Raw genomic sequence first — 23,639 nt, forward strand, 5'->3', positions numbered from 1 at the left:
CGTCGCCGATGACGGACCGATCGCATGCCGGCGGGGAGGCCGCGCCGGTCGTCCAGCGGTTGCGGGTTCGGTGGGCGAAGCGTGGCCGGCTCCGGTTCACCAGCCACCGGGACTTCCAGCGGGCGTTGGAGCGGGCGGTCCGTCGCGCCGGGCTGCCGATTGCGTACAGCGCCGGGTTCACTCCGCATCCACGGATCTCGTACGTCGGCGCCGCTCCGACTGGGGCGGCCAGTGAGGCCGAGTACGTCGAACTCGCGCTCACCGCGGCCGTCGATCCGTCAGCCGCGGCTCAGGCTCTCGACGCCGCCCTGCCGGCGGGCTTCGACGTCCTGGACGTCGTCGAGGCCCGAGGCGGCACGCTTGCGGACCGGATCGACGCCTCGCGCTGGGAGATCCGACTGCCCGGTGCTGACCATGCCGCCGTGGCCGCGGCGGTGCGGGCCTTCCTTGACGCCGTCGAGGTTCCGGTGGAGCGGGTGACGAAAGACGGGCGTCGCGTCATGGACGTTCGGGCGGCGGTGGCGCGACTCGCCGTGACCGCAAGCGCCGGGGATCATGACGAATGTGTCATACTCGACGTGGTCGTGCGGCACCTGACACCGTCCGTTCGACCCGACGACGTTGTGGCTGGGCTCCGGCAGGTCGCTGACCTGGCGCTTCCAACGCCGCCCCTGGCGACGCGGTTGGCGCAGGGTCACCTCGAGGAGAACGGCCGGCTAGCTGATCCGCTTGCGCCCGACAGGGAGCACATTGCCGATGAGACGAGGCGCATTACCGCACCGGATGGTTCGGTATCGCGGACTGTCTCGACCTGACGTATCGGCTGGCTTCGTCGCCGACCTGCGCTGTTCGTGCATGCGCACTGCAATGACCGCACTGGACTGCTGCTTCCGCGCGGCGCCGCATCGTGGTGCCCGGAAGCCCGAGGAAAGATTCCGTATCCATGCCCGAGAACGAGCCGAACGAGAGCGTCGCGAAGACCGACGCTCCTCGGCGCATCCGACGTTCACGACGGACCGCGGGCAGCGACACAGCTGCCGTCGAGAGCACCTCCGCATCGCCGTCGCGAGCACCTGATGCCGCCACACTGAACGACGCAACACCCGCCGGCGAATCCGGCACCGGTGCGCCGGTCGCCGAACTGCCGCCGGTCAAACGGCCGGCCGTGCCCCCGCCCATGGTGGTCTTCCAGCCGCCTCCGCCGGTGGTGTTCCAAGCCCCCGAGCCTGCTGCGGTGACGTCCCGTCGACGCCGGGCGCGGCGGGTGCCGGAGGAACCGTCCGCGGCACTCTCCAGCACGGACGGCGCTGCTGGCGAACCGGAGATCCGCTCGGCGGATCTGGACGACGGCAGCGCACCGTCCGAGCCGGCCGAGCAAGTATCCGCCGCAACGACCGAGGGAATCACCGCACGGCGCCGTCGGCGTCGTCGTCGGCGGACGACCGGAACGGCCGAGGACGACCGCGTACTCGACGCGGTCGAGGCTCCGGAGACCGACACAGGGTCGGCCGGCGCAGACGACCTCGATGCTGCGATGGCCCTGCTCACCGGTTCGACGCGGATCGAGGCGAAGAAGCAACGCCGCCGGGAAGGGCGGGAACTGCTCCGGCGCAACCGCCGCGGGATGATTCTCACCGAAGCGGAATTCCTCGCCCGCCGGGAATCGGTCGAGCGGGTGATGGTGGTCCGGCAGCGGGGTGACCTCACGCAGATCGGCGTGCTCGAGGACGGCATTCTCGTCGAGCATTACGTCAGTACGACGTCGGCGAACCGCATCGTCGGCAACGTCTACCTCGGACGGGTGCAGAACGTGCTCCCGGGAATGGAGGCGGCGTTCGTCGACATCGGCAAGGGACGCAACGCCGTGCTGTACGCCGGGGAGGTGAATTTCGACCTCACCGGTCTCGAGGGTCAGCCGCAGCGGATCGAAGCGGCGCTCAAACCGGGTCAGACCGTCGTCGTCCAGGTCACCAAGGATCCGATCGGACACAAGGGGGCGCGGCTGACCAGCCAAATCAGCCTGCCGGGACGTTTCCTCGTCTTCGTGCCCGAAGGTTCCATGATGGGCATCAGCCGAAAATTGCCCGACACCGAACGCAACCGGCTGAAGGCCATTCTTCGCAAAATCATGCCGGAAGGCGCGGGTGTCATCGTGCGGACCGCGGCCGAGGGGGCGTCGGAAGAAGAATTAGCCCGCGACATCGCGCGTTTGATGGCGCAGTGGGAGGACATTCAGAAGAAGGCCGAGAGCGGCACGGCGCCCGCGCTGCTCTATGCCGAACCGGATCTGACGATTCGCGTGGTGCGCGACATATTCAATGAAGACTTTGCGCAGCTGGTCGTGCAAGGCGACAGCGAATGGGACATGGTCGAGGCGTACGTCGCGCACGTCGCCCCGGACCTTCTGCCCCGCATTTCCCATTGGACGTCCGATGAAGACGTCTTCGCCCACTACCGCATTGACGAACAACTCGCCAAGGCGCTGGACCGCCGGGTGTGGTTACCGAGTGGCGGATATCTCATCATCGACCGTACCGAGGCGATGGTCGTCATCGACGTCAACACCGGGCGATTCGTCGGCAAGGGCGGCAATCTCGAAGAGACGGTCACCAAGACGAATCTCGAAGCCGCGGAAGAAATCGTGCGGCAATTGCGGCTCCGCGACATCGGCGGCATCATCGTCATCGATTTCATCGACATGCTGCTGGAAAGCAACCGGGAACTGGTGCTCCGCCGGCTCGTCGAATGCCTCGGCCGGGACCGCACCAAGCATCAAGTGGCTGAAGTCACCTCGCTTGGTCTCGTGCAGATGACCCGCAAGCGGGTGGGCAGCGGCCTTCTCGAGGCCTTTTCCGAGCCGTGCGAGGTGTGCGGCGGCCGCGGCGTGATCATTCACACGGATCCGGTCACGGCGCAGCGTCGGGCGCATCGCGGACGGGCTCGTACCCGCCAAGAAGCGGAGCCGTCGGCGGAACCGGTGGCCGAACCAGCCGCGGTCGGTGCCGCGGGTGCCGAGCGGCGGGGACGTCGGAGCGCCCGGGCCGCTTCGTGACCGCGGCGGCCGTGGTAATCTAGCGGCCCGAGCGACCTGGCTCGTGGTTCGCATGTGCTCGACCAGCCGGCTCTAGTGACCGGAAAGACCCGACGGGAGTTGCGGTGTACGCGATCGTGCGTGGCGGCGGCAGGCAGCATCGAGTCGCCGTCGGTGACGTCATTGAGATCAATGCTGCAGCCAAAGGCGCGACCGCGACGGTCGGGGCCACGGTGGAGCTGCCCGCCGTGCTCGTCGTCGACGGCCCGTCGGTCACCACAGGCGCGACAGCCCTGGCGGACATCACCGTCACCGGCGAAGTCGTCGGCCATGCGAAGGGGCCGAAGATTCGCATTCTCAAGTACAAGAACAAGACCGGCTACCGCAGGCGCGTGGGACATCGGCAACCCCTTGCTCTTGTCAAGGTGACGCACATTGGTCCGCGAGCCGCGGCGGACCGGAAGACAGCGCCGAAGCGGGCGTCGGCGAAAGCGGCCGCGGATCAGACGACGGCGGCGCAGGCGACAGCGGAGTAGGGACGATGGCTCACAAGAAGGGTGCGTCGTCGAGCCGTAACGGACGTGACTCCACGTCGAAGCGGCTCGGGGTCAAGCGATTCGGCGGGCAGTTCGTGCACGCGGGCGAGATTCTCGTCCGCCAGCGTGGCACGCGCTTCCACCCGGGGAGCGGGGTCGGCCGTGGCGGCGATGACACGCTGTTCGCCCTGGTCAGCGGCGCGGTGACGTTCGGTACTGCCCGGGGCCGTCGGGTGGTGAGCGTCGTCCCGGCGCAACCGGCCGCGACACCGGCGCAACCGGCTGCGACAGGGAGCTGACGCTCGGCACCCTCCGGCGGAAGCGGAGGGGCTGGAGCCGCCCCGGCATCATCACGGTCGGTCGATCGCACCGCATGATGACCGCTGATCGATGCGTTGTGAACGAACGTGGGAGGAGCTGGCGTGACCACGTTCGTGGATCGAGTCGTCGTCCACGTCCGGGGCGGAGACGGCGGCAATGGCTGCGCGTCCATCCGGCGGGAGAAATTCAAGCCACTCGGTGGGCCGGATGGCGGTAACGGCGGCCGAGGCGGCGACGTCGTCTTCGTCGTCGATCCCGGGACCACAACCTTGCTCGATCTCCACCGTCGCCCACACCGTCGAGCCGCGCCCGGCAGCCCAGGTCAGGGCAACAACAAGCACGGCGCTGACGGCGCCGATCTGCTCATCCCTGTGCCGGACGGCACGGTGGTGAAGGACCTGGACGGCCAGGTCCTGGCGGACCTGGTCGGCGCCGGCACCCGTTACGTGGCGGCCCGCGGCGGCCGGGGCGGTCTGGGTAACGCCGCGCTGGCGTCAGCCCGCCGCAAGGCGCCCGGGTTCGCGCTTCGTGGCGAACCGGGGGAGGAACGCGACGTCGTCGTCGAAGTGAAGAGCGTCGCCGACATTGCGCTCGTCGGTTATCCGAACGCCGGCAAGTCCTCGCTCATCGCCGCGATCTCAGCCGCCCGACCAAAGATCGCCGACTATCCGTTCACCACATTGGCGCCGAATCTCGGTGTGGTCGAGGCCGGTGAGATACGGTTCACGGTCGCCGATGTTCCCGGGCTGGTTCGCGGCGCAAGCCAGGGGCGCGGCCTCGGGCTGGAGTTCCTCCGGCACATCGAACGGTGCGCGGCCGTCGTCCACGTGGTGGATTGCGCCGCAGCCGAGCCGGATCGCAGTCCGCTCGCCGACCTCGCTGCGATCCGGGCCGAGCTCGCCGCCTACGCCTCCCTCGACCTCGGCGGACCTCCGCTGCACGAGCGGCCGCAGCTGGTCGTCCTCAACAAGATCGATATTCCGGAGGCACGGGCCCGGGCCGAAGCCGCCGCCCGGCAGATCGCCGACGCGCCCGTCTTCCTGGTCTCCGCTGTGACCCGGGAGGGGCTGCGGGAGCTGGTCTTCGCGATGGCGGGGCTTGTGGAGACGGCGCGGGCGAACCGACCGGCTCCGGAACCGCCGCGCATCGTATTGCGGCCCCCTGCGATCGCCGAGCCCGAGTTCACTGTCCGCCGTCGGGGATCGGCGTTCATCGTCGACGGGGAGAAACCCCGGCGCTGGGTGGCGCAGACCGATTTCAGCAACGACGAAGCGGTCGGCTACCTGGCCGACCGGTTGGCTCGGCTCGGGGTCGAAGACGAGCTTGCCCGGTTGGGGGCGCGTCCGGGTGACGAGGTGATCATAGGGGGTGTGAGTTTCGACTACGAGCCGGGCATTCGTGCCGGCGTGGGACACCCGTTCGGGCCGCGTGGCACTGATCCGCGGCTTCACGCCGCCGCTCCGCCCGCAACGGCGCACTGGGCCGGTGATGGGGACGACGATTCGGCGGCCCGTGACGAGGAGGACGGGTGAGCGGCACCCGACCCGAAGTGACGGCGGCGCAGACCATCGTCGTCAAGATCGGCTCTTCGTCGGTCACCTCGTACCCTGCGGCGAGGGCCGGTTCCGCGGCGGCGGATGACCAACCGGGCGGCTCGGCCAGCGGCCTGCGGGAAGAAAACATCGCGGCGCTGGCGGCCGCGGTGGCCGAGCGAGTCAGCCGCGGCGCCCACTGCGTGATCGTCTCGTCGGGCGCGATTGCCGCCGGGCTTGGTCCACTCGGCCTGGTCAGCCGACCCCGGGATCTGGCGACCCAGCAGGCGGCGGCGAGTGTCGGCCAGAGCCTCCTGGTACGGGCGTACGCCCGGGCGTTCGCCGTCCACCGCATCACGGTCGGGCAGATCCTGCTGACCTCCGACGACATGATCCGTCGTGCTCACTACCGGAACGCCGAACGGACCCTGCGGCGACTCTTCGAACTCGGCGTCGTTCCGATCGTCAACGAGAACGACACCGTCGTCACCGATGAAATCCGGTTCGGTGACAACGACCGGTTGGCCGCTCTGGTCGCCCATCTGATCCGCGCCGATCTCCTCGTGCTGCTCTCCGACGTGGACGCGCTGTACACGGCGCCGCCGAATCGTCCGGGGGCGCGGCGGATTGAGGTCGTCAGCAGCGAGCGGGATCTCGACGCCATCGACCTCGGCGGCGTCGGAACAGCGGTCGGCACCGGCGGCATGATCACGAAGATCGAAGCGGCTCGGTTGGCGACCTCGGCAGGCATCCCGGTGGTGCTTACCGCCGCTACCGCAGTTGCTGCCGCGCTTCGCGGGGACGACGTCGGCACGTTCTTCCGGCCGACCGGTCGCCGGATGTCATCCCGGCTGCTCTGGCTGGCCCACGCCACGGCGCCCCGCGGACGGCTGGTGTTGGACGCCGGCGCGGTGGCGGCCGTGGTTGACCGGCGATTGTCGCTCCTGCCGGCCGGCGTGGTCGGCGTCCACGGTGACTTCAACGCCGGGGACCCGGTGGATTTGGTCGACGAGCACGGACGACGGGTGGCCCGCGGCCTGGTCAACTACGACGCCGCCGATCTGCCGAATCTGATCGGCCGGTCGACCTGGGAGCTGGCGCAGCAATTCGGCCCGGATTATCAGCGTGAGGTCGTCCACCGCGATGACCTTGTCGTGCTGGTCCGCCGCTCCCGCTGAGCCGACTGGAGTCACACCACGGCGACGGCCGACGTGCCGCGATCCCGTTCCCGCGGAGCCAGTCGGAGTGACGCGGGCTGCCTGCCGCAGAGATCGTTTGCGGTTTTTCCGGCAAAGTCCTGCGGACGCTGCCGATTTTGGCGACGATCGGATCCGGACGATCCGGCTCGTCCTCGGGGGCTCGCGGTCCGGGCGGCAGGATGAGGTGGCGTGTGACCCAGCAGAGCGGGCTCCCGTTGTGGCGTCGTTCGTCGGAGCCGGATACCCGACTGTGGCACGTCACCCTCACCGTCGGCGGGATGCCGATGGAACCGCTTCTCGTTCGCAGCGCACTGGAACGGCTCTCGGCCGAACAGCCGTTCCTGCTCTCCGGCCGGTACGCCGCCGATCGGGCCGAGCTTCAGTACTGGGAGGAGGCCGCCGACTGCGCGGACGCCGCGGTACTCGCCCTGCGGCTCTGGGCTGAGCATCGTGCGAGCGCTGGCCTGCCGCCGTGGCAGGTGCTCGGCATCGAAATCGTCGACCGCGCGGTGTTTCTTCGCCGGCGCCGGGATCACCGGACCCGTCCGGTGATCCCGGGCGGCGCCTGGCGGCCGTTCACCTGACCCGACGATTGCCCGCCCGCGCGGCCGGAGCACGTATCCTGACGGCGTGTCCACTTCGCCGGAGGGATCGACCGCTGACCGGATCGCGGCGTCGGCTGCGCACTCGGGCGGCGTTGCGAACAGCTCGTCGGACGACGTCGCCGAAGCCGTCCGCGCCTGCGCACGCCGGGCCAAGGAGGCCGCGGTTCAGCTTGCAACCCTTACCCGCCGGCAGAAGGACGCCGCCCTGCACGCGATTGCGGATGCGCTCGTCGCACAGACCGAGCGCATTGTCGCGGCGAACGCCGCGGACGTCTCCCGGGCGGAGCGGTCCGGGGCAACCGCGGCGTACCTCGACCGGCTGCGGTTGGACGCCAACCGGGTGGCCGCGATTGCCGCGGACGTCAGGAAAGTGGCCGCCCTGCCGGATCCGGTCGGCGAGATCGTGCGCGGCGGCGTGCTGGCGAACGGGTTGGAGCTGCGTCAGGTGCGGGTCCCGCTCGGCGTCGTCGGGATCATTTACGAGGGCCGGCCCAACGTCACCGTGGATGCGGCGAGCCTCTGCGTGAAGAGCGGTAACGCCGTCCTGCTCCGCGGTTCGTCGTCAGCGGAGGCGTCGAACGCCGCACTTGTTGAGGTGCTGCGGGACGCGGTGGCGGCCAGCGGCCTGCCGGCGGACGCCGTCCAGCTCGTACCGGGCGCCGGCCATGACGCCGCGAAGCATCTGATGCGGGCGCGTGGTCTGGTCGATGTGCTGATCCCGCGTGGCGGGGCGGGACTGATCCGCAGCGTGGTCGAGGAATCGACCGTACCCGTGATCGAGACCGGGGTCGGCAATTGTCACGTGTACGTCGATGCGGACGCCGACCTCGACCAGGCGCTCGCGATCCTGCTGAACGCGAAAACCTCCCGGCCGAGCGTGTGCAATGCGGCCGAGACGCTTCTGGTCCACGCGGCGGTCGCCGAGACGTTTCTCCCCCGGGCACTGGCGGCGCTGCGGGACGCCGGGGTGACCGTGCACGGTGACGCGCGGGTCGCCGCGTTCGATCCCACCGTGGTGCCGGCAACCGAGGAGGACTGGGACCGCGAATATCTGTCCCTGGATATCGCCGCGGCGGTGGTCGATTCGCTCGACGACGCGATTGCCCACATCCGCCGGCATGGCACCGGCCATAGTGAGGCAATCGTCACGCGGTCTCAGACTGCGGCGCGCCGGTTCGCCGCCGAGGTCGACGCCGCGGCTGTGCTGATCAACGCGTCGACCCGCTTTGTTGACGGCGGCGAGTTCGGCTTTGGTGCAGAGATCGGTATCTCGACGCAGAAGCTGCACGCGCGGGGTCCCATGGCGTTGCCGGAGTTGACGTCGACGAAGTGGATCGTCGTCGGCGACGGGCACGTGCGCTGACCGACGCGGGGTGGTGTGGTGACCGGGCGGCGAGCCCGCATCGGGGTGATGGGCGGCACCTTCGACCCGATCCACCATGGTCACCTGGTGGCGGCCAGTGAGGTCGCCAGCCAGTTCCAGCTGGAAGAAGTGATCTTCGTTCCTACCGGTCAGCCGTGGCAGAAGGCGGAGCGTGACATCGCACCAGCTGAAGATCGATACTTGATGACGGTCATTGCGACCGCGTCGAATCCCCGGTTCACCGTGAGCCGGGTCGACATTGACCGGCCGGGTCCGACGTACACGATCGATACTCTTCGGGATCTCCGAGCGGAGCTCGCCGCACGGGGCTTGACGGATCCCGACCTGTTCTTCATCACGGGCGCGGACGCCCTCGCGAAGATCATGAGCTGGAATCGCGCCGAGGAGCTCCTCACGATGGCGCATTTCGTCGGGGTCACAAGGCCCGGTCACCGGCTGGATACGCCGACCGGGCTGCCGCCGGACCGGGTCAGTCTCCTCGAGATTCCCGCACTGGCCATTTCATCGACCGAATGTCGCGAAAGGATCCGGCAGAATCGGCCGATTTGGTATCTCGTGCCGGACGGAATCGTGCAGTACATCAGCAAGCGGGGTCTTTATCGCCGTACGGACGGCGGTCGATGAGCGGCAAGCACCGGGCAACCCCGGGTTCTCGGACGCCGCTTGGCCGCGCCTCGCGCCATCGGGCGGCCCGGGACGGGCGCGGCGTACCACCGGTTGCACCCAGCCGTGGTGACGCGCGAGACCTGGTTGTCGATCTTGCTGGGCTTGAGCGGTCTCAGCCGGGCGGGCACGGGTCCGGCGGGCCGGTGACCGGGCTGGCTGGGCTCGGTGCGACCGGGTCCGACCCCGCCGACAGCATCCGCCTGCCTGCGGATCAGCCGAGTGCGGACCGCGGTGGAGGTCCTATCGCCACGGTGACCGCGCCGCCGATGGTTGGGACACGCTCGGTACGGCGGCAGCTGCAGCGCGAACGGGCCGCCCGGATGCGGCGCCGGATCGCGCTGGTCGCTATTCCCGTGCTGGTGGCTGCCGGTCTCATGTCGTGGGCGGTGGCGAACAGCTCACCCCGTCACCATGTCGCGGGGACGTCGTCCGCCGCGGCCGCGCGCACTCAGACGACCCTGCTCGTCCAGCTGAGCGGTGGATTGCAATCGGCGGTGGCCAGCGCGCTGGTCGCCCATGATCCAGCGACGCAGAGCGGCGCGGTCATCCTCATCCCGTCGGGATTGATCAGTCAGGTGCCGGGCTTTGGGTCGATGCCGTTTGGTCAGGCGCTCTCCCTCGGAGACCTGAACGCCCCGCGGGACACGTTGGCCGACCTCATGGGGGTGACGGTCGACGGCGCGTGGGCGCTCACGCCGTCGGCGTTCGCTCGGTTGGTGGACGCCGTCGGTGGGGTGACGGTCACGGTCGACCGCGACGTCACCAGGACCAGCAACGGCGGCACGGTGATCGTCGTCCCGGCGGGGACCCGACGGCTCTCCGGTGAGCAGGCCGCCGCGTTCGCGTCTTTCCTCGCCGACGGTGAGGCCGAGCAGCAGCGGCTCGCGCGTTTCGACGCGGTCTGGAACGCGGTGCTGAGCGGTTTGCCGAAAGATCCTGGCCAGGTTGCCCGGTTGCTGGCCGGCCTCGGATCCGGATCGCGGTCGACGTTCACCGCGGATCGACTCGCCGGCCTGCTCGTCGGTTTTGCCGCCGACGCCGCGCAACATCAGACGAGTGACCAGCTCCTTCCGGTGAAAGCGCTGGACACCGTGAACGGAAGCCAAGCCTTCAGCCTGGACACCGTCGCGACAGCCAAACTGGTCCAGCAGGAGCTGGCGCAGTCGGTGCCTGCGAATCAGAAGCTCACCGGCAATCGGGTGATGGTCGAGAACCAGCTCGGCACGCCGGGGCTTGCCGAAACCACCCGCAGCAAGCTTGAGCGGGCGGGTTTTGTCTACGTCCAGGGACCGAATGCGCCGACGATGCCGAACCCTACCGCGCCGTCCGCTGTTCTGATCTTCGACACGTCGTCGTCGGCGATCGCCAAGGGGTATGCGGTGGCGCGGGCTCTCGGCTTGCCGACCTCGGACGTCAAGGTGGCCTCGCCGATCAGCGTGGCGGACGTCGTCGTGATGGTCGGCGCCGACTACCGGCCGTGAGCCGCGGGAACGGCTGGGACGAGGATCGGCGGGTCTGCCTGCGGCAGCGGTCCGCGCCGCGGCGTGCGGCAAACAGCCCGCCGGCATGAGAAAATGAGCGCTGCGAGCCGGTTGTCGTACCGGAAGGGAGCGGCGTCGAAGGTTATGGGCCGATGACGGCATCACCGCGAGCGGTTGAGCTGGCGGTGGCCGCGGCGGAAGCGGCTGCGGAGAAGCTGGCGCGGGACATCGTCGCCTTTGACGTGAGCGATCGTCTGCCTATCACCGATGCGTTCGTGCTGGCGTCGGCGTCGAACGATCGTCAGGTTCGCGCCGTGGTCGACGCGATCGAGGAACGGTTGCAGAAGTTCCACCGGGCGAAGCCGCTTCACCGCGAGGGGGAGGCGGAGTGCCGGTGGGTGCTGCTCGACTACCTGGACGTCGTCGTCCACGTCCAACACGTCGAGGATCGGCTGTACTACGGCCTTGAGCGTCTCTGGAAGGACTGCCCCACCCTGCCCTTGCCGGCGGCGGTCACCGGGGCGGACAGCGCAGCGGTCGGCGCGTCGTAGTCGGCTGGCGCTCGCTCAAGACCGGCGGCGCTGGTACGGGGGCCGGGCGTTGCCGGGGCGCCGGCCGGAATCCGCACACGGCGTTCCGTCGCGGGGCCGGTGCGCTGCGGTGCACCCCGCAGCGCGGTGCAGCGCCGTCCGTTAGACTCGTGGCGCGTTACCCGGGGCTATAGCTCAGCTGGTAGAGCGCTTGTCTGGCAGACAAGAGGTCAGGGGTTCGAGTCCCCTTAGCTCCACAAGCGTTTCGCATTCGAACTCGCCGGGTCCGGAAGAGCCCGCCGGACAGCAGGCGGGAGACCGTGCGGGTGATCCGACAGTCCTTGATCTGGCAGTCCCTGATCCGGATTACCTTGATCACGTCGTTGCCGCGCAGCCGATGGGTTGAGTCATTGACTGTTTTGTCTCGGCACAGTACCCTTCTCCAAAGGATAAGGCTGGCCCGTGCGGATTCCCGGTCGACCCAGGCTCTGTCCGACCGACGGAGCGCTCTGTCCGACAGGAGGCTTCGGTGTTTCGGAAGGGGCTTGTCGCAGGCACCATTGCGACGTGGCTTGTTTTGGCAACAGCTGCCCCGACTTTTGCGTACGACGGCTCAACAGCCGCGTCGAATGCAGGTCGGACGCGGAACCGATCCGAATAATGGTTTTTACGGCGATTATGTCGATGAGCACACGTGAAATCGAAAGCACGCTCTCTGGCCTTTCCTCCCGTACAATCCAGAGCGGCCACCACGACTATTTTCTTTATGCACATATCACCGGATAACAAATGAGAAGGTTTCACACGATGGTCAGAAGCGGACGCCTAGCCACGATGAGCCCTGTCCTAGCGGGTATCGCGGCAGGGGCGCTCGGCGTCGGGGGCTGGCTGCTGGCCAGCCATCCAGCTCACACGGACCGGTCGCCGCGCACATCGCTGGCGACAGCATCGGCGTCATCAACATCCCCCGCCCCGGCATCGGTGCAGCGGGCGAGCGTGGAAGCGGTTGTTGCCAGGGCCTTGGAGATCGACCAAACACTGCCAATCCCACCTGTGCCGGTCAACAAGGCGGCGGCTGTGAGCTCGACCGCCGATGTGCCCGCCGCTCCTGCGCCGGACGACGCCGTGCGCGCGAAGCAGATCGCGAATGCCGACACCGCGATCGAATCTGTCTTCGATGCCGCAGGGGCTGTCAATGAGAAAAAAGCGTTGAACAACGCCATCACGATGGAACGGGACCCGAACTTCCGTGCGCTTGCGGCGGGCGTATCGAACATTCGCTACAAGGACGTCGAGATCAGCGGCTCGCTTGCGACGGTGACGGGGGTGGTGACCGTGTGGTCGAAGACCGAGACCTTCAATAACGGCCGGTGGTTGATTTCGTCACCGAGTAGCGACCTCGAGTTTCAGATGACCCTGGCGGCAGATTCGAGCGGTCACTGGAAAGTGCACTCGTACAGCTGGACATTTGCTCCCGGCTCTGAACCGTGAGGAGCCGGGCAGCGTCTGCTCCGCGCATGAGCGATGGTCGAGGGGCTGCGTCAGCCAGCGACCGGTAGTGCTGGGATCTGTCCCGCACACGACCGGGGCAACGGGTGCGCTGACCGGCGTCGCGAGCCGTGCGCAAGCAGTTCCGACTGGATGGACAACGCCGGCCGGGGCAGGCGGCTGAGGGGGAACCGGCAACCGGTCAGACCGCGTGGACAAGGCCGGTCGTCAGCGCGGCCACCACGAAGACAGCGACGGTGACGCGGTACCACACGAAATTGGTGAGCGAATGATGCGCGACGAACCGCAGCAGCCAGGCGATCGACGCGTACGCCGTGAGAAAAGCCATGCCGGTTCCCACGACGAGACTTGCCATGGAGACTCCGGACGTGCCGACGGCGTCTTTGAGCTCGAAAATGCCGGCGGCGAGCAGTGCAGGAATCGCCAGCAAAAAGGAAAATCGGGTTGCCGCGACCCGGTCGAATCCTTGCCGAAGACCGGCGCTGATGGTCGCGCCGGAGCGGGAGACGCCCGGAACCAGGGCAAGCACTTGAATGACGCCTATGAATACGGCGTCTGGCAATCGCATGTCCCGCAGGTCGCGACGCTGGGCGGCGGTACGTTCCGCGTACACGATAGCGATGCTCCACAGCACCAGACCGGCGACGACGTACCACAGCGACCGCAGGTCGTGTTTGATGACATTGCGGCCCAGATAGCCGGCCAAGCCGATGGGAATGGTGCCGGCGATGACGTACCAGCCGAGCAGTGCATCGGGGGATCGGCGCTCGTCGGCACGGACCAGTCCACGGAACCACGCGGTCACGACCGTACGGATATCCCGGCGGAAGTAGACAATAGCCGCGAGAATCGCACCCATCTGAATGACCGCGGTGAACGCCGTCACCGCCGGTGCGTCCGTCTTCATGCCCATGAGTGCTTCCGCAATCGTGAGGTGCGCCGTGCTGGACACCGGAAGGAATTCCGTCACTCCTTCGATCACGCCAAGGACCACTGCGCTGACGCCGTTCACGGCCATGCTCCTCTCGTCGGGAAAAAGTGTTGCGGCGGAAAGCCATGCATCCCGCCATAGCCGTGGACCGGGTCCTTCCAGTGCGCCCGGCTCATGCGGCCGGTGACGCGGGCAGCGCCACACCGTGGCCGGCCGGTCACTCTGCTGCGGCACGACGGAGAAAATCTACCGGGAGAATTTAGCGGGTCGAAACGACGCCCGGAAGGTCCGCGAGGTGACAGGTAGACAACCGACCGGTGAACTTCCGGAGGGCACGCGGCGCACCGGCGCGCGGGTCGGGGTATCCTCGCAGCTGATCGGGGACGGCGGAGGTGACGCAGCAGCGTGAACCTTTCGGTCATCTCGGTCGGATTTGTCACCGGCCTTGCGGTTGTCACCGCCACGGCCTGGTTGGGAGCGGTACTCATCGCCTGCCGGCGCCGATTCGGTTTCGCAGCCGCGACGGCGCTCGTGGCAGCCGTTCTTACCGTGGTGACGGCGGCGGATGTCGTCAACGCCTATTACGAGTACCGTCCAACGATTGCGGACGTCTTCGGACTCGCCCGGTGGACGACGCTCAGTTCTCGGCAGGTGGCATTGCTCACGGCTCCGCCGAGTCCATCGTCGTCGCTCGCGGCGCGGGAACCGAACGCCGCTGCGGCCGGACGCCCGCGGCATGCCGTCCTGCCGGTGGGACAAGCGACCCGGCGGGCGGTGGCGGCCCGCGGCGCAGTGACGAGCGTGGCGGTGACCGATGGGCAAACCAGCTTTCCGGTTGGCCGGGTGCTCGTCTACCTTCCGCCGCAGTATTTCACCGACCCGACGGCGCGATTTCCCACCGTGTACTTGCTGCACGGCTCGCCCGGCGAGCCGGCCGACTGGCTGCGGTCCGCGGACGCCTTCCACGTCGGAGCAGAGCTGGCCGGTGCCGGTCATCCCCTGATTCTCGTTTTTCCACCGGTAGGCCGCAGCTGGTCGGACGATTCGGAATGCGTCGACGGTGCGCACGAAGCAGTCGAAACCTATCTGATACAGCATGTTGTTCCCACGATCGATGCGCGGTTCCGCACCATTCCGTCGAGAAATGACCGTTCGATCGGTGGGTTGTCGGCCGGCGGGTTCTGTGCGCTCAACCTTGGATTACGGCACCGGGACCTTTTCAGCGCCGTCCTCGACTTCTCCGGGTACACGCATCCCACGCATCAAGGCGGGATGGCCGCCCTCTTCGGTCACCGACCGGATCTCGCGGCCGTCGTCGCCGCGAACAGCCCCGACCGGTATGCCGCCGACCTGCCGGCGTTGCCTCCCACTCGGGTCTTCTTTGCCTGCGGTGCGGAGGAAGGCGGGATTGCCGCGGCGATGCGGGCCATGGCGGCCACCCTCGGCGCGCGGGGAATTCCGGCCACCATGCAGCGGTTCCCGGGAGGCCATACCTTCGCGGTCTGGCGGCCGGCGCTTGCCGCCGCCCTCGACTGGCTCACCGGGGTGGAAGAAACCTCGACAGCCCCGGCGATTGCCAGGCCGGTCGTCTGATCCCGCGCCACCGGTCACCTGATCCCGCGCCACGCCTCTGCTGCCGCGTTACGCGTGCGTCCGGTCGTAACGATCGCGGTGCGTTGTGCGGCAAACCGTCATGCAGGCAGCACGCGCGCGAGCCGCGTCTAATCGGCGACGACCGCGGAGCGTTGCGCAGCCGCCTGATCGAGGCGGGTCTGCCACCGTTCCTCGACCCGTCCGACCTTCCACACGATCAGTGCCACGGCCCACACTGCTGCGAACAACCCGACGATGACGAAGCCGAGGGTGTTCAGGTCGAGGTTGGACACCCAATCCCAGAACCCGCCGGACAGTTGCAGCTGCTCCGCAAGAATGCTCAGCAGTTCGGCTGTTCCGATGATGAGCGCCACCGCCACCGACAGGCCGGTGATCGTGAGGTTGTAGTAAATCTTGCGCACCGGTTTGGAGAACGCCCAACCGTAAGCGAAATTCATGAACGAACCGTCGATGGTGTCAAGCAGGCTCATCCCTGCGGCGAAGAGAATCGGCAGGCAGAGGATGGCGTACCAGGGGAGTCCCGATGCGGTCGCGGATCCGGCCAGCACCAACAGCGCAACTTCGGTCGCCGTGTCAAAGCCGAGTCCGAAGAGCAGTCCCAGAGGGTACATCTGCCACGGCTTGGTGATGGAGCGCATGACCCGTCCGAGGATGCGGTTCATGAACCCGCGATTGTTGAGCTGCTCCTCCAATGCCGCCTCGTCGTACACCCCGCGCCGCATCTCGCGGAAAACCTTGATGATGCCGGCCAGAATGACAATGTTCAGGATCGCGATGACGTAAAGGAATGTGCCGGAGACGGTTGTGCCGATGAGGCCCGTGTAGTGATGCAGGGACGAGTTCTCGTTCTTGACGGATCCGACGATCGTCCGTACCCCGATCGACAGCAGGAAGGCCAGCGCGAAAACCACCGTTGAGTGGCCGAGGGAGAAGAAGAATCCAATGGACAGCGGCCGCTGACCGTCATTCATCAACTTTCGGGTCGTGTTGTCGATGGCCGAGATGTGATCGGCGTCGAACGCGTGCCGCAGTCCCAGGGTGTACGCCGTCACGCCGATGCCCAAGCCGAAGGTTTTCGCGCCAATGCTCAAGTGCTGCGGCTCGACGATCGCAAGTAACGTAAACCACCCGATGACGTGCAACCCGATAATAACGGCGGCCATGCCGGCGATTCGCGACCATTCCAATCCAGTCAGACGCCGCCGGGCGGTCGGTCTGGCTTCGGTCGCGGACAGCTGCGCCACGGTCTCTCCTCCGGAACGTCGTCTCGACGCCAACGACGCCAACGTACTGCCGACATGATGTTATTGCAACTCTTTTGCAAGAAGCTCCGGGGGGCTCGGCGTACAGAAGCTCCGGGGGGCTCGGCGCGCAGAAGCTCCGGGGGCTTGGTGTGCAGCTCCCGGGGGGCTCGGTGTGATGGAGCTCCGCCGCACCGTACCGGCTGGCCTGCCGTCGGACTCGTCCGCCGCGGCACCCGGCCGACCTGCCGTCGGACCGGCTCGACGTCCGGCCGGCCTTACGACCGGGAGAGCGGGGCGAGGGGTTGCGGGCCGGCTGCGAAGGAGCGGACCCGGCGAGCCGCCTCGATCCGCTCCGCCGGCGGTTCGCCGTACAGCGTGGTGCGTTGGCGCGCCGGCCGACCCGCAGCGGCGGCGATCGCCTCGAGTTCGTGGACGGTCTTGGCTGATCCGTACGTTGACCCCGCCATCCGGCTGATCGTTTCTTCCATCAGGGTGCCGCCGAGGTCGTTGGCGCCGCCGCGCAGCATCGTCACGCATCCGTCGACGCCCAGCTTGACCCATGAGCACTGGATATTCCGCACCCGGCCGTGGAGGAGAATCCGCGCCATCGCGTGCACCGCGCGATTCTCCCGCATCGTCGGACCTGGCCGTGCGAGGCCCGCAAGGTAGAGCGGCGCCGCGGTATGGACGAACGGCAGTGCGACGAACTCGGTGAATCCACCGGTCTCCTGTTGAATGCGACCGAGGAGTTTCAGGTGCGCGACCCAGTGCGCCGGCGTGTCGACATGGCCGTACATCATGGTGGCGGTCGTGGGCAGCCCGATCTCGTGTGCGGTGCGAATCACCTCGACCCACGTGGCGGCCGGGAGTTTTCCTTTGGTGAGCACCCAGCGGACCTCGTCGTCCAGAATTTCCGCCGCGGTGCCGGGGAGGGAATCGACGCCGGCTTCTTTCGCTGCCATCAGCCAGTCGCGGATCGACATCCCCGATCGGGCGGCGCCGTTGACCACTTCCATCGGGCTGAACGCATGCAGGTGAATATGCGGCGCCCGGCGTTTCACTTCGCGTGCGAGCTCGAAGTACGCCGTGCCGGGCAGGTCGGGGTGGATGCCGCCTTGCATGCAGATTTCCGTCGCGCCGGCGGCCCATGCCTCCTCGACGCGGCGGCCGACGTCGTCGAGCGAGAGTGTGTACGCGTCGGGATCGTTGCGCCGCTGGGCGAAAGCGCAGAACCGGCAGCCGGTGTAGCACACATTGGTGAAATTGATGTTTCGGGTCGCGACATAGGTGACGGCGTCACCGACGGCGTCGCGGCGCAGCTCGTCCGCGAAGCGGCAGACCGCCTCCAATTCCGGCCCGTCGGCGGTCATGAGAGCCAGCGCGTCCGCGTCGGATAGTTCCGCCGGATTCTTCTCGGCGTGACGCAAAGCCGTGAGGACGGCGCGGGCCAGGCGATGCGGCGCGCCGGTTTTCGCGTGCCGCTCGCGTTGGGCGCGCAATCGATGCCCGACCTCGGTCCAATCGCCGAACGCGGCGTCGATGTCGGAACGGTGCACGCTGCGCCGTCCTTCTGTATCAATCGTTGACGCGAGATCGATCCGCCCGGTGGATTCCTTCCACCCGCCGTCGGGCTCCTGCCAGGGACGCCCGGCCGGCCGCGCCCGTGGATCGGCAAGACCCGTCCCGGGGTCGGCGAGCGCGGAAATGTGTCCGGCCAGGCGGGGATCCACCCAGGGCTCACCGGCACGCACGTACTCCGGATAGACCGCAAGCCGCTCCATGAGGCGAAATCCTGCCTCCGCGGTACGCCGGCCGAGCTCCTCGATCTGCGGCCACGGGCGTTCCGGATTGACGTGGTCGATGGTCACCGGGGACACCCCGCCCCAGTCGTCGATCCCGGCGGCGAGCATGAGGGCGAACTGGTGGTCAACGAGATTCGGCGGGGCTTGCACGTGGACGGCCGGGCCGAGGATGAGCCGGGCGACCGCAATGGTGGCTGCGAGGTCCGTGAGGTCGGCGTCCGGGACATCGCGCATCGGCGTATCCGGTTTGGCGCGGAAATTCTGCACGATGACCTCTTGAATCCCGCGGTACTCCCGAGCGATGCGGCGGATGGCGAAAATCGACGCAACGCGTTCGTCGAGGGTTTCCCCGATTCCGATGAGAATTCCCGTGGTGAAGGGGACGGTGAGCCGCCCGGCGTCCTCGAGCACCCGCAACCGTGTCGCGGGATTCTTGTCCGGGCTGCCGAAATGCGGCGCCCCCGGCGTGGCCCACAAGCGCTCGGAGACGGTTTCGAGCATCATGCCCATGCTCGGGGCCACCGGTTTGAGCCGCGCAATTTCCGCCCAGCTCAGCACGCCGGGATTGAGGTGGGGGAGCAGGCCGGTCTCCTCCAGGACGGCGATGGCGCAGGCCCGGAGGTAGTCGACCGTTGACGCGTACCCGCGGACGGCCAGCCATTCGCGGGCTGCGCGCCACCGGGTTTCGGGCCGGTCGCCGAGCGTGAACAGCGCCTCCTTGCACCCCGCCGCCGCGCCGGCTCGCGCGATGGCGACAACCTCGTCGAGGCTGAGGTACGGCGCGTCGACCCGCCGCGGCGTGGTCGCGAAGGTGCAGTAATGGCAGCGATCGCGACACAGGCGGGTCAGGGGAATGAACACTTTCCGGGAGTAGGTGATGACGCCCGGACGTCCCGCTGCGACGAGCATCGCGTCGCGGGTCTGTGCCGCACAGGCGAGCAGTTCCTGGAATTCATCGCCCCGGGCGTACAGCAGCGATACCGCTTCGGTCGGATTGAGGGTGACACCGTCTCGGGCCCGGCGCAGCGCCCGTCTGATCGCCGTGCGACTGGCGCGCGGGTCCGCAACGGCAGCGTCGCGATCGAGCGGCGTTCCGTGCGGCGCGCCTGCTCCTGCGGCTTCGGTCATACGCTCCGCCCTCCCGTCGTTCGACAACGACCGGTCCTGCATGCGACCCGGGCGGATGGGTCGGAGTGAACCGCTGTCACCTTACGCGACGCGACACGGGCGGTGCGACACGGGCGGCGCCCCGCCGCGCCGATGGCCGGTTGCCGGGCCCCGCCGCGCCGATGGCCGGTTGCCGGGCGGACCGAAAAGCTGCCGGGCGGACCGCTGTGCCGGTTGCCAGGCGGACCGAAAAGCTCAGCAGCGAAGCGCGCCTGCCGAACGGAGACGACGTACACGGAGGTTCGTCTTGCTCATGGATGGCCGTCGCGATCCGTCGCGCCCGACGCCGCGGCTCGCCGACGCCGCGCCCGACCCGTCGATCGATCCCACCCTTGCCGGCGGGGCGGATGCCGCAGCGGAACGGCCGGACGATGAGTGGGCGGGCCTCCTCGCTCCTCGATCACCGCGGCGGCTGCTCCGGCAAATCCTGGTCGACCTCGCGCTCGTCGCCGTCACCCTGGTATTGATCGTCCTCCTCGGGTGAGCCGCGCCTGCCGGTCGCCGCCGGTCCGGACAGGTGCTGCGCTCTTGCTGTGGCGGGGCTGGGATCTCCCCTCGGTAGACTCACCGCTGTGACCAGCGAGATCTACGACTTCGCGGCCATCCAGGCGCGTTGGCTGCCGGTGTGGACGGAGCTCGACCCGTTCCGGGCGTCCGATGACCCCTCGGACCCGAGGGAACGGCGCTACATGCTGGACATGTTTCCGTATCCCAGCGGGGACCTCCACATGGGTCACGCCGAGGCCTTCGCCATCGGCGACGTCGTCGCCCGGTACTGGTTCCAGCGCGGGTACAACGTGCTGCACCCGATCGGCTGGGATGCTTTCGGCCTGCCTGCGGAAAATGCGGCGATTCAACGGAATTTGCATCCCGCCGATTGGACGTACCGCAACATCGAAACGCAGGCCGCCTCCTTCCGGAATTACGCGATTTCCTTTGACTGGTCCCGGCGGCTGCACACCTGCGACCCGGAGTATTACAAGTGGACGCAGTGGCTCTTCCTGCGGCTCTTCGAACGGGGGTTGGCGTATCGCAAGGCGTCACCGGTGAATTGGTGCCCCAACGACCAGACGGTGCTCGCCAACGAACAGGTGGTCGGCGGGACCTGCGAGCGCTGCGGCGCCCAGGTGACGAAGAAGACCCTGACGCAGTGGTACTTCCGCATCACCGAGTATGCGCAGCGGCTGCTCGATGACATGGCGCTGCTGGAAGGCCGGTGGCCCGAGCGGGTGCTGACCATGCAACGCAACTGGATCGGCCGCTCCGAGGGTGCCTACGTTGACTTCACCATCGAAGGGCGCGCCGAGCCTGTCACGGTTTTCACCACCCGACCCGACACGCTGTACGGCGCGACGTTCTTCGTCATCGCCGCGGATTCACCGTTGGCCGCAGAAATTTGTGCTCCGGAGCAGCGTGCCGCATTCGAGGCGTACGTCGACCAGGTGCGGCGCCTCTCCGACATCGACCGCCTCTCCACCGAGCGGCAGAAGACCGGCGTCTTCCTCGGCCGGTACGCGGTCAATCCGGTCAACGGCGAACGGATTCCCGTGTGGGCCGCCGATTACGTGCTGGCTGATTACGGGACCGGCGCCATTATGGCCGTCCCGGCGCATGATCAACGCGACCTCGACTTCGCCCTGACGTACGGGCTGCCGGTCCGGGTCGTCGTCGACACCGGGGAAGGCGACCCGGCGGTCACCGGCGTTGCGACCGAAGGGGACGGCGTCCACATCAATTCCGGCCTCATCGACGGCACGGACAAGGCCGAAGGAATTGCCCGCATTACGCGGTATCTGGAGGACATCGGCAAAGGGCGGGCCGGTGTCACCTACCGGCTGCGGGACTGGCTGGTGTCCCGCCAGCGGTTCTGGGGGGCGCCGATTCCCATCGTCCACTGTCCGGGGTGCGGAGAGGTCGCCGTCCCGGATCAGGACCTGCCCGTTCTGCTTCCCGACCTGCGCGGCGCCGACCTTGCACCGAAAGGAATTTCTCCCCTTGCGGGCGCGGCCGATTGGGTGCAGACGACCTGCCCGCGGTGTGGCGGTTCCGCCCAGCGGGACACCGACACGATGGACACTTTCGTCGATTCGTCCTGGTACTACCTGCGGTACTGCTCGCCGCACGATCCGTCACAACCGTTCGACGTGGCGAAAGTGCGGCAATGGCTGCCGGTGCACCAGTACGTCGGCGGGGTGGAACACGCCATTCTGCATCTGCTCTACAGCCGGTTCATTACGAAAGTGCTCCACGACATGGGTCTGGTTGATTTCGTGGAGCCGTTCTCCGCGCTGCTCAACCAGGGTCAGGTCATCAACCAGGGCAAGGCGATGAGCAAGTCGCTCGGCAATGGCGTGGATCTGGGGGAGCAGCTGGCCACCTACGGTGTGGATGCCGTCCGGCTCACCATGGTCTTCGCCGGACCGCCGGAGGAGGATATCGACTGGGCGGACATGAATCCCGGTGCACTGGGGAAATTCCTCGCCCGGGTGTGGCGGATTGCCGGCGAGGTGACCTCCCCGGTCGGTGCGCCGCCGAAGGACGGTGACCCGGCGCTCCGGCGGGTCACCCACCGGACGATCCGCGAGGTCACCGAGTTGGTGGAGAGTTTCCGGTTCAACGTGGCCGTCGCCCGCGTGATGGAGTTGGCGAACGCCTTGCGCAAGGCGATTGACACCGGCCCTGGCCCGGCGGATCCGGCCGTCCGGGAAGGGGCCGAAGCGCTGGCCGTCATGCTCTCGCTCTTCGCGCCGTACACAGCCGAGGAATGCTGGGCACGGCTCGGGCATCAGCCGACGGTGGCAAAAGCCGGCTGGCCGACGCCGGATCCGGAACTCCTTGCGCAGGAGGAAGTCACCTGCGTCGTGCAGGTCAACGGCAAGGTCCGGGAACGCCTGCGGGTGTCGCCGTCCATCTCCGAAGAGGAGCTTCGTGCCGCTGCATTGGCCGCCCCAGCGGTGGAGAAGGCGATCGACGGGCGTCCGGTGCAACGGATTATTGTCCGCGCACCCAAACTCGTCAACGTCGTAGTGTGACCGTTGCGGTCGTCACCGACTCCACCGCGTACTTTCCCAGTGATGCGGTGGTCGATGGCATTGCGGTCATTCCGCTGACGGTTCTTGCCGACGGCGTCGCGTTCCGGGAACCTGAGGAGATGCCGCCGTCGAAGGCGGTGGAGTTGCTGCGCCGCGGTGTTCGACTCACCACATCCCGACCATCCCCCGCCGTTTTCGCCCGAACCTACGAGAAATTGCTGAGCGGAGGGGCGGACGGAATTGTGTCCGTGCACCTGTCGGGGCGCCTCTCCGGTACCGTCGAGGCTGCACACATCGCAGCACGGCATATCGGCGGCGACATCCGGGTCGTCGATTCGGAGTCCGTCGGAATGGGCATGGGATTCGCCGTCCTGGCCGGCCAGGCAGCCGCCCGCTCCGGTGCGGATCTCGACCGGGTGCATCAGGTCGTCGAGCGCGTCCTGCGAGCGACGCGCCTGTATTGTTACGTTGACACGCTGGAATTCCTACGCCGCGGCGGCCGCCTCGGAACCGTCCCGGCGCTTGTCGGTACGGCGCTGGCGGTGAAACCCATTCTGGCCGTCGAGGACGGCCGGCTCGTTCCGATCGAACGCGTTCGTACCGCAGCGCGCGGCCTGACCCGACTCGCCGATATCGCGGCCGAGTACACCGACGGTTTCCCCGTCTCCGTAACGGTCCATCACCTCGACGCCGCTTTTCGCGCGGATCGTTTGGCGGCTGACCTCGACGCCCGATTGCCGCACCTGCGCGAGCTTTACGTCGCGGAGATCGGAGCGGTCGTCGGGGCGCATACCGGGCCCGGAACTGTGGCGGTTGCGGTCCAACGATTGACGGACGGCGAACGCTAGCGACGCACCATCCGGGCACGCGAGACGCGCCCGGGGCTGACGCGCCGTCCGGGCACGCGAGGCGCGCGCAGGGGGTGACGCTTCCCGATCTGCGAGTCGCTGACAGCTGGGCACGCACGCGAGACGCGCCCGGGGATGACGCGCCGTCCACAAGGCCGCCGGTAACGTCCACAGGACCACAAATTCTCCTGCTGCGGGGTCATTGTC

Annotated in this window: 17 protein-coding genes, 1 tRNA gene and 2 pseudogenes; 17 read left to right on the plus strand and 3 right to left on the minus strand. The window is 67.8% G+C overall.

Annotation, left to right across the window (positions count from 1 at the left end):
- Window positions 1–8 precede the first annotated feature (8 nt).
- From ACEL_RS03880 to ACEL_RS03940, 13 genes and pseudogenes are all read left to right on the plus strand, one after another.
- The gene (locus ACEL_RS03880) at window positions 9–815 is read left to right on the plus strand and encodes a TIGR03936 family radical SAM-associated protein (protein ID WP_011719590.1); all 807 of its coding nucleotides are present in this window, start codon (window positions 9–11) and stop codon (window positions 813–815) included.
- A 134-nt stretch (window positions 816–949) separates the two neighbouring features.
- Window positions 950–3,007: pseudogene (locus tag ACEL_RS03885) on the plus strand (Rne/Rng family ribonuclease); the annotation flags it as partial.
- Between the two features lie 149 nt (window positions 3,008–3,156).
- Window positions 3,157–3,483, plus strand: a pseudogene (gene rplU / locus ACEL_RS03890) (50S ribosomal protein L21); the annotation flags it as partial.
- A gap of 89 nt (window positions 3,484–3,572) precedes the next feature.
- Window positions 3,573–3,866 carry a 50S ribosomal protein L27 gene (rpmA, locus tag ACEL_RS03895; RefSeq protein ID WP_011719593.1) on the plus strand — a complete coding sequence of 98 codons (294 nt, stop codon included), beginning with the start codon at window positions 3,573–3,575 and terminating at the stop codon, window positions 3,864–3,866.
- Window positions 3,867–3,989: 123 nt separating this feature from the next.
- Window positions 3,990–5,420 (plus strand): GTPase ObgE, encoded by a 1,431-nt coding sequence (gene obgE, locus ACEL_RS03900; protein ID WP_011719594.1) that lies wholly within the window; start codon window positions 3,990–3,992, stop codon window positions 5,418–5,420.
- The gene (gene proB, locus ACEL_RS03905; RefSeq protein WP_011719595.1) at window positions 5,417–6,598 is read left to right on the plus strand and encodes a glutamate 5-kinase; all 1,182 of its coding nucleotides are present in this window, start codon (window positions 5,417–5,419) and stop codon (window positions 6,596–6,598) included. Before obgE ends, proB begins: the two co-directional genes overlap by 4 nt.
- 212 nt (window positions 6,599–6,810) lie before the next feature.
- Complete coding sequence (locus ACEL_RS03910) at window positions 6,811–7,203, plus strand: hypothetical protein (protein WP_011719596.1); 393 nt, start codon at window positions 6,811–6,813, stop codon at window positions 7,201–7,203.
- 46 nt (window positions 7,204–7,249) lie between these two features.
- Window positions 7,250–8,587 (plus strand): glutamate-5-semialdehyde dehydrogenase, encoded by a 1,338-nt coding sequence (locus ACEL_RS03915; RefSeq protein ID WP_011719597.1) that lies wholly within the window; start codon window positions 7,250–7,252, stop codon window positions 8,585–8,587.
- Between the two features lie 18 nt (window positions 8,588–8,605).
- Window positions 8,606–9,232, plus strand: coding sequence for a nicotinate-nucleotide adenylyltransferase (nadD, locus tag ACEL_RS03920; RefSeq protein ID WP_011719598.1), 627 nt, complete (start codon window positions 8,606–8,608; stop codon window positions 9,230–9,232).
- Between the two features lie 308 nt (window positions 9,233–9,540).
- Window positions 9,541–10,755, plus strand: coding sequence for an LCP family protein (locus ACEL_RS03925; RefSeq protein ID WP_169303185.1), 1,215 nt, complete (start codon window positions 9,541–9,543; stop codon window positions 10,753–10,755).
- A 152-nt stretch (window positions 10,756–10,907) separates the two neighbouring features.
- Window positions 10,908–11,306, plus strand: a complete 399-nt coding sequence (gene rsfS, locus ACEL_RS03930) for a ribosome silencing factor (protein WP_011719600.1) — start codon at window positions 10,908–10,910, stop codon at window positions 11,304–11,306.
- Window positions 11,307–11,469: 163 nt separating this feature from the next.
- Window positions 11,470–11,542: transfer RNA gene (locus ACEL_RS03935), tRNA-Ala, on the plus strand.
- A gap of 820 nt (window positions 11,543–12,362) precedes the next feature.
- The gene (locus tag ACEL_RS03940) at window positions 12,363–12,776 is read left to right on the plus strand and encodes a hypothetical protein (RefSeq protein WP_148204525.1); all 414 of its coding nucleotides are present in this window, start codon (window positions 12,363–12,365) and stop codon (window positions 12,774–12,776) included.
- Between the two features lie 199 nt (window positions 12,777–12,975).
- On the opposite strand, the gene ACEL_RS03945 is transcribed toward ACEL_RS03940, so the two are convergent.
- Window positions 12,976–13,806 carry an undecaprenyl-diphosphate phosphatase gene (locus ACEL_RS03945; RefSeq protein ID WP_011719602.1) on the minus strand — a complete coding sequence of 277 codons (831 nt, stop codon included), beginning with the start codon at window positions 13,804–13,806 and terminating at the stop codon, window positions 12,976–12,978.
- Between the two features lie 324 nt (window positions 13,807–14,130).
- Here ACEL_RS03945 and ACEL_RS03955 point away from each other — a divergent pair, with 324 nt between their 5' ends.
- A complete protein-coding gene (locus ACEL_RS03955) occupies window positions 14,131–15,318 on the plus strand; it encodes an alpha/beta hydrolase (protein ID WP_011719603.1) in 1,188 nt (395 codons plus the stop codon).
- Window positions 15,319–15,446: 128 nt separating this feature from the next.
- Here the strand turns inward: ACEL_RS03955 and nicT are convergent, their stop codons facing one another.
- Together nicT and ACEL_RS03965 are read right to left on the minus strand one after the other, a co-directional pair.
- Window positions 15,447–16,583, minus strand: a complete 1,137-nt coding sequence (nicT, locus tag ACEL_RS03960) for a Nickel transporter NicT (protein ID WP_011719604.1) — start codon at window positions 16,581–16,583, stop codon at window positions 15,447–15,449.
- A gap of 275 nt (window positions 16,584–16,858) precedes the next feature.
- Window positions 16,859–19,513, minus strand: a complete 2,655-nt coding sequence (locus ACEL_RS03965; protein ID WP_011719605.1) for a bifunctional FO biosynthesis protein CofGH — start codon at window positions 19,511–19,513, stop codon at window positions 16,859–16,861.
- A gap of 292 nt (window positions 19,514–19,805) precedes the next feature.
- On the opposite strand from ACEL_RS03965, the gene ACEL_RS03970 reads away from it, so the two are divergent.
- The 3 genes from ACEL_RS03970 to ACEL_RS03980 all read left to right on the plus strand — a co-directional run bounded on the left by ACEL_RS03970 (window position 19,806) and on the right by ACEL_RS03980 (window position 23,432).
- The gene (locus ACEL_RS03970) at window positions 19,806–20,036 is read left to right on the plus strand and encodes a hypothetical protein (RefSeq protein WP_041834933.1); all 231 of its coding nucleotides are present in this window, start codon (window positions 19,806–19,808) and stop codon (window positions 20,034–20,036) included.
- A gap of 88 nt (window positions 20,037–20,124) precedes the next feature.
- Window positions 20,125–22,584: a leucine--tRNA ligase gene (gene leuS / locus ACEL_RS03975; RefSeq protein WP_169303186.1), complete on the plus strand. Its 2,460-nt coding sequence runs from the start codon at window positions 20,125–20,127 to the stop codon at window positions 22,582–22,584.
- Entirely contained in the window at window positions 22,581–23,432 is an 852-nt protein-coding gene (locus ACEL_RS03980; protein WP_011719608.1) for a DegV family protein, read from the plus strand. Before leuS ends, ACEL_RS03980 begins: the two co-directional genes overlap by 4 nt.
- Window positions 23,433–23,639: the final 207 nt, after the last annotated feature.

Source organism: Acidothermus cellulolyticus 11B, assembly GCF_000015025.1.
In the GTDB taxonomy this organism is placed as follows: Bacteria; Actinomycetota; Actinomycetes; order Acidothermales; family Acidothermaceae; genus Acidothermus; species Acidothermus cellulolyticus.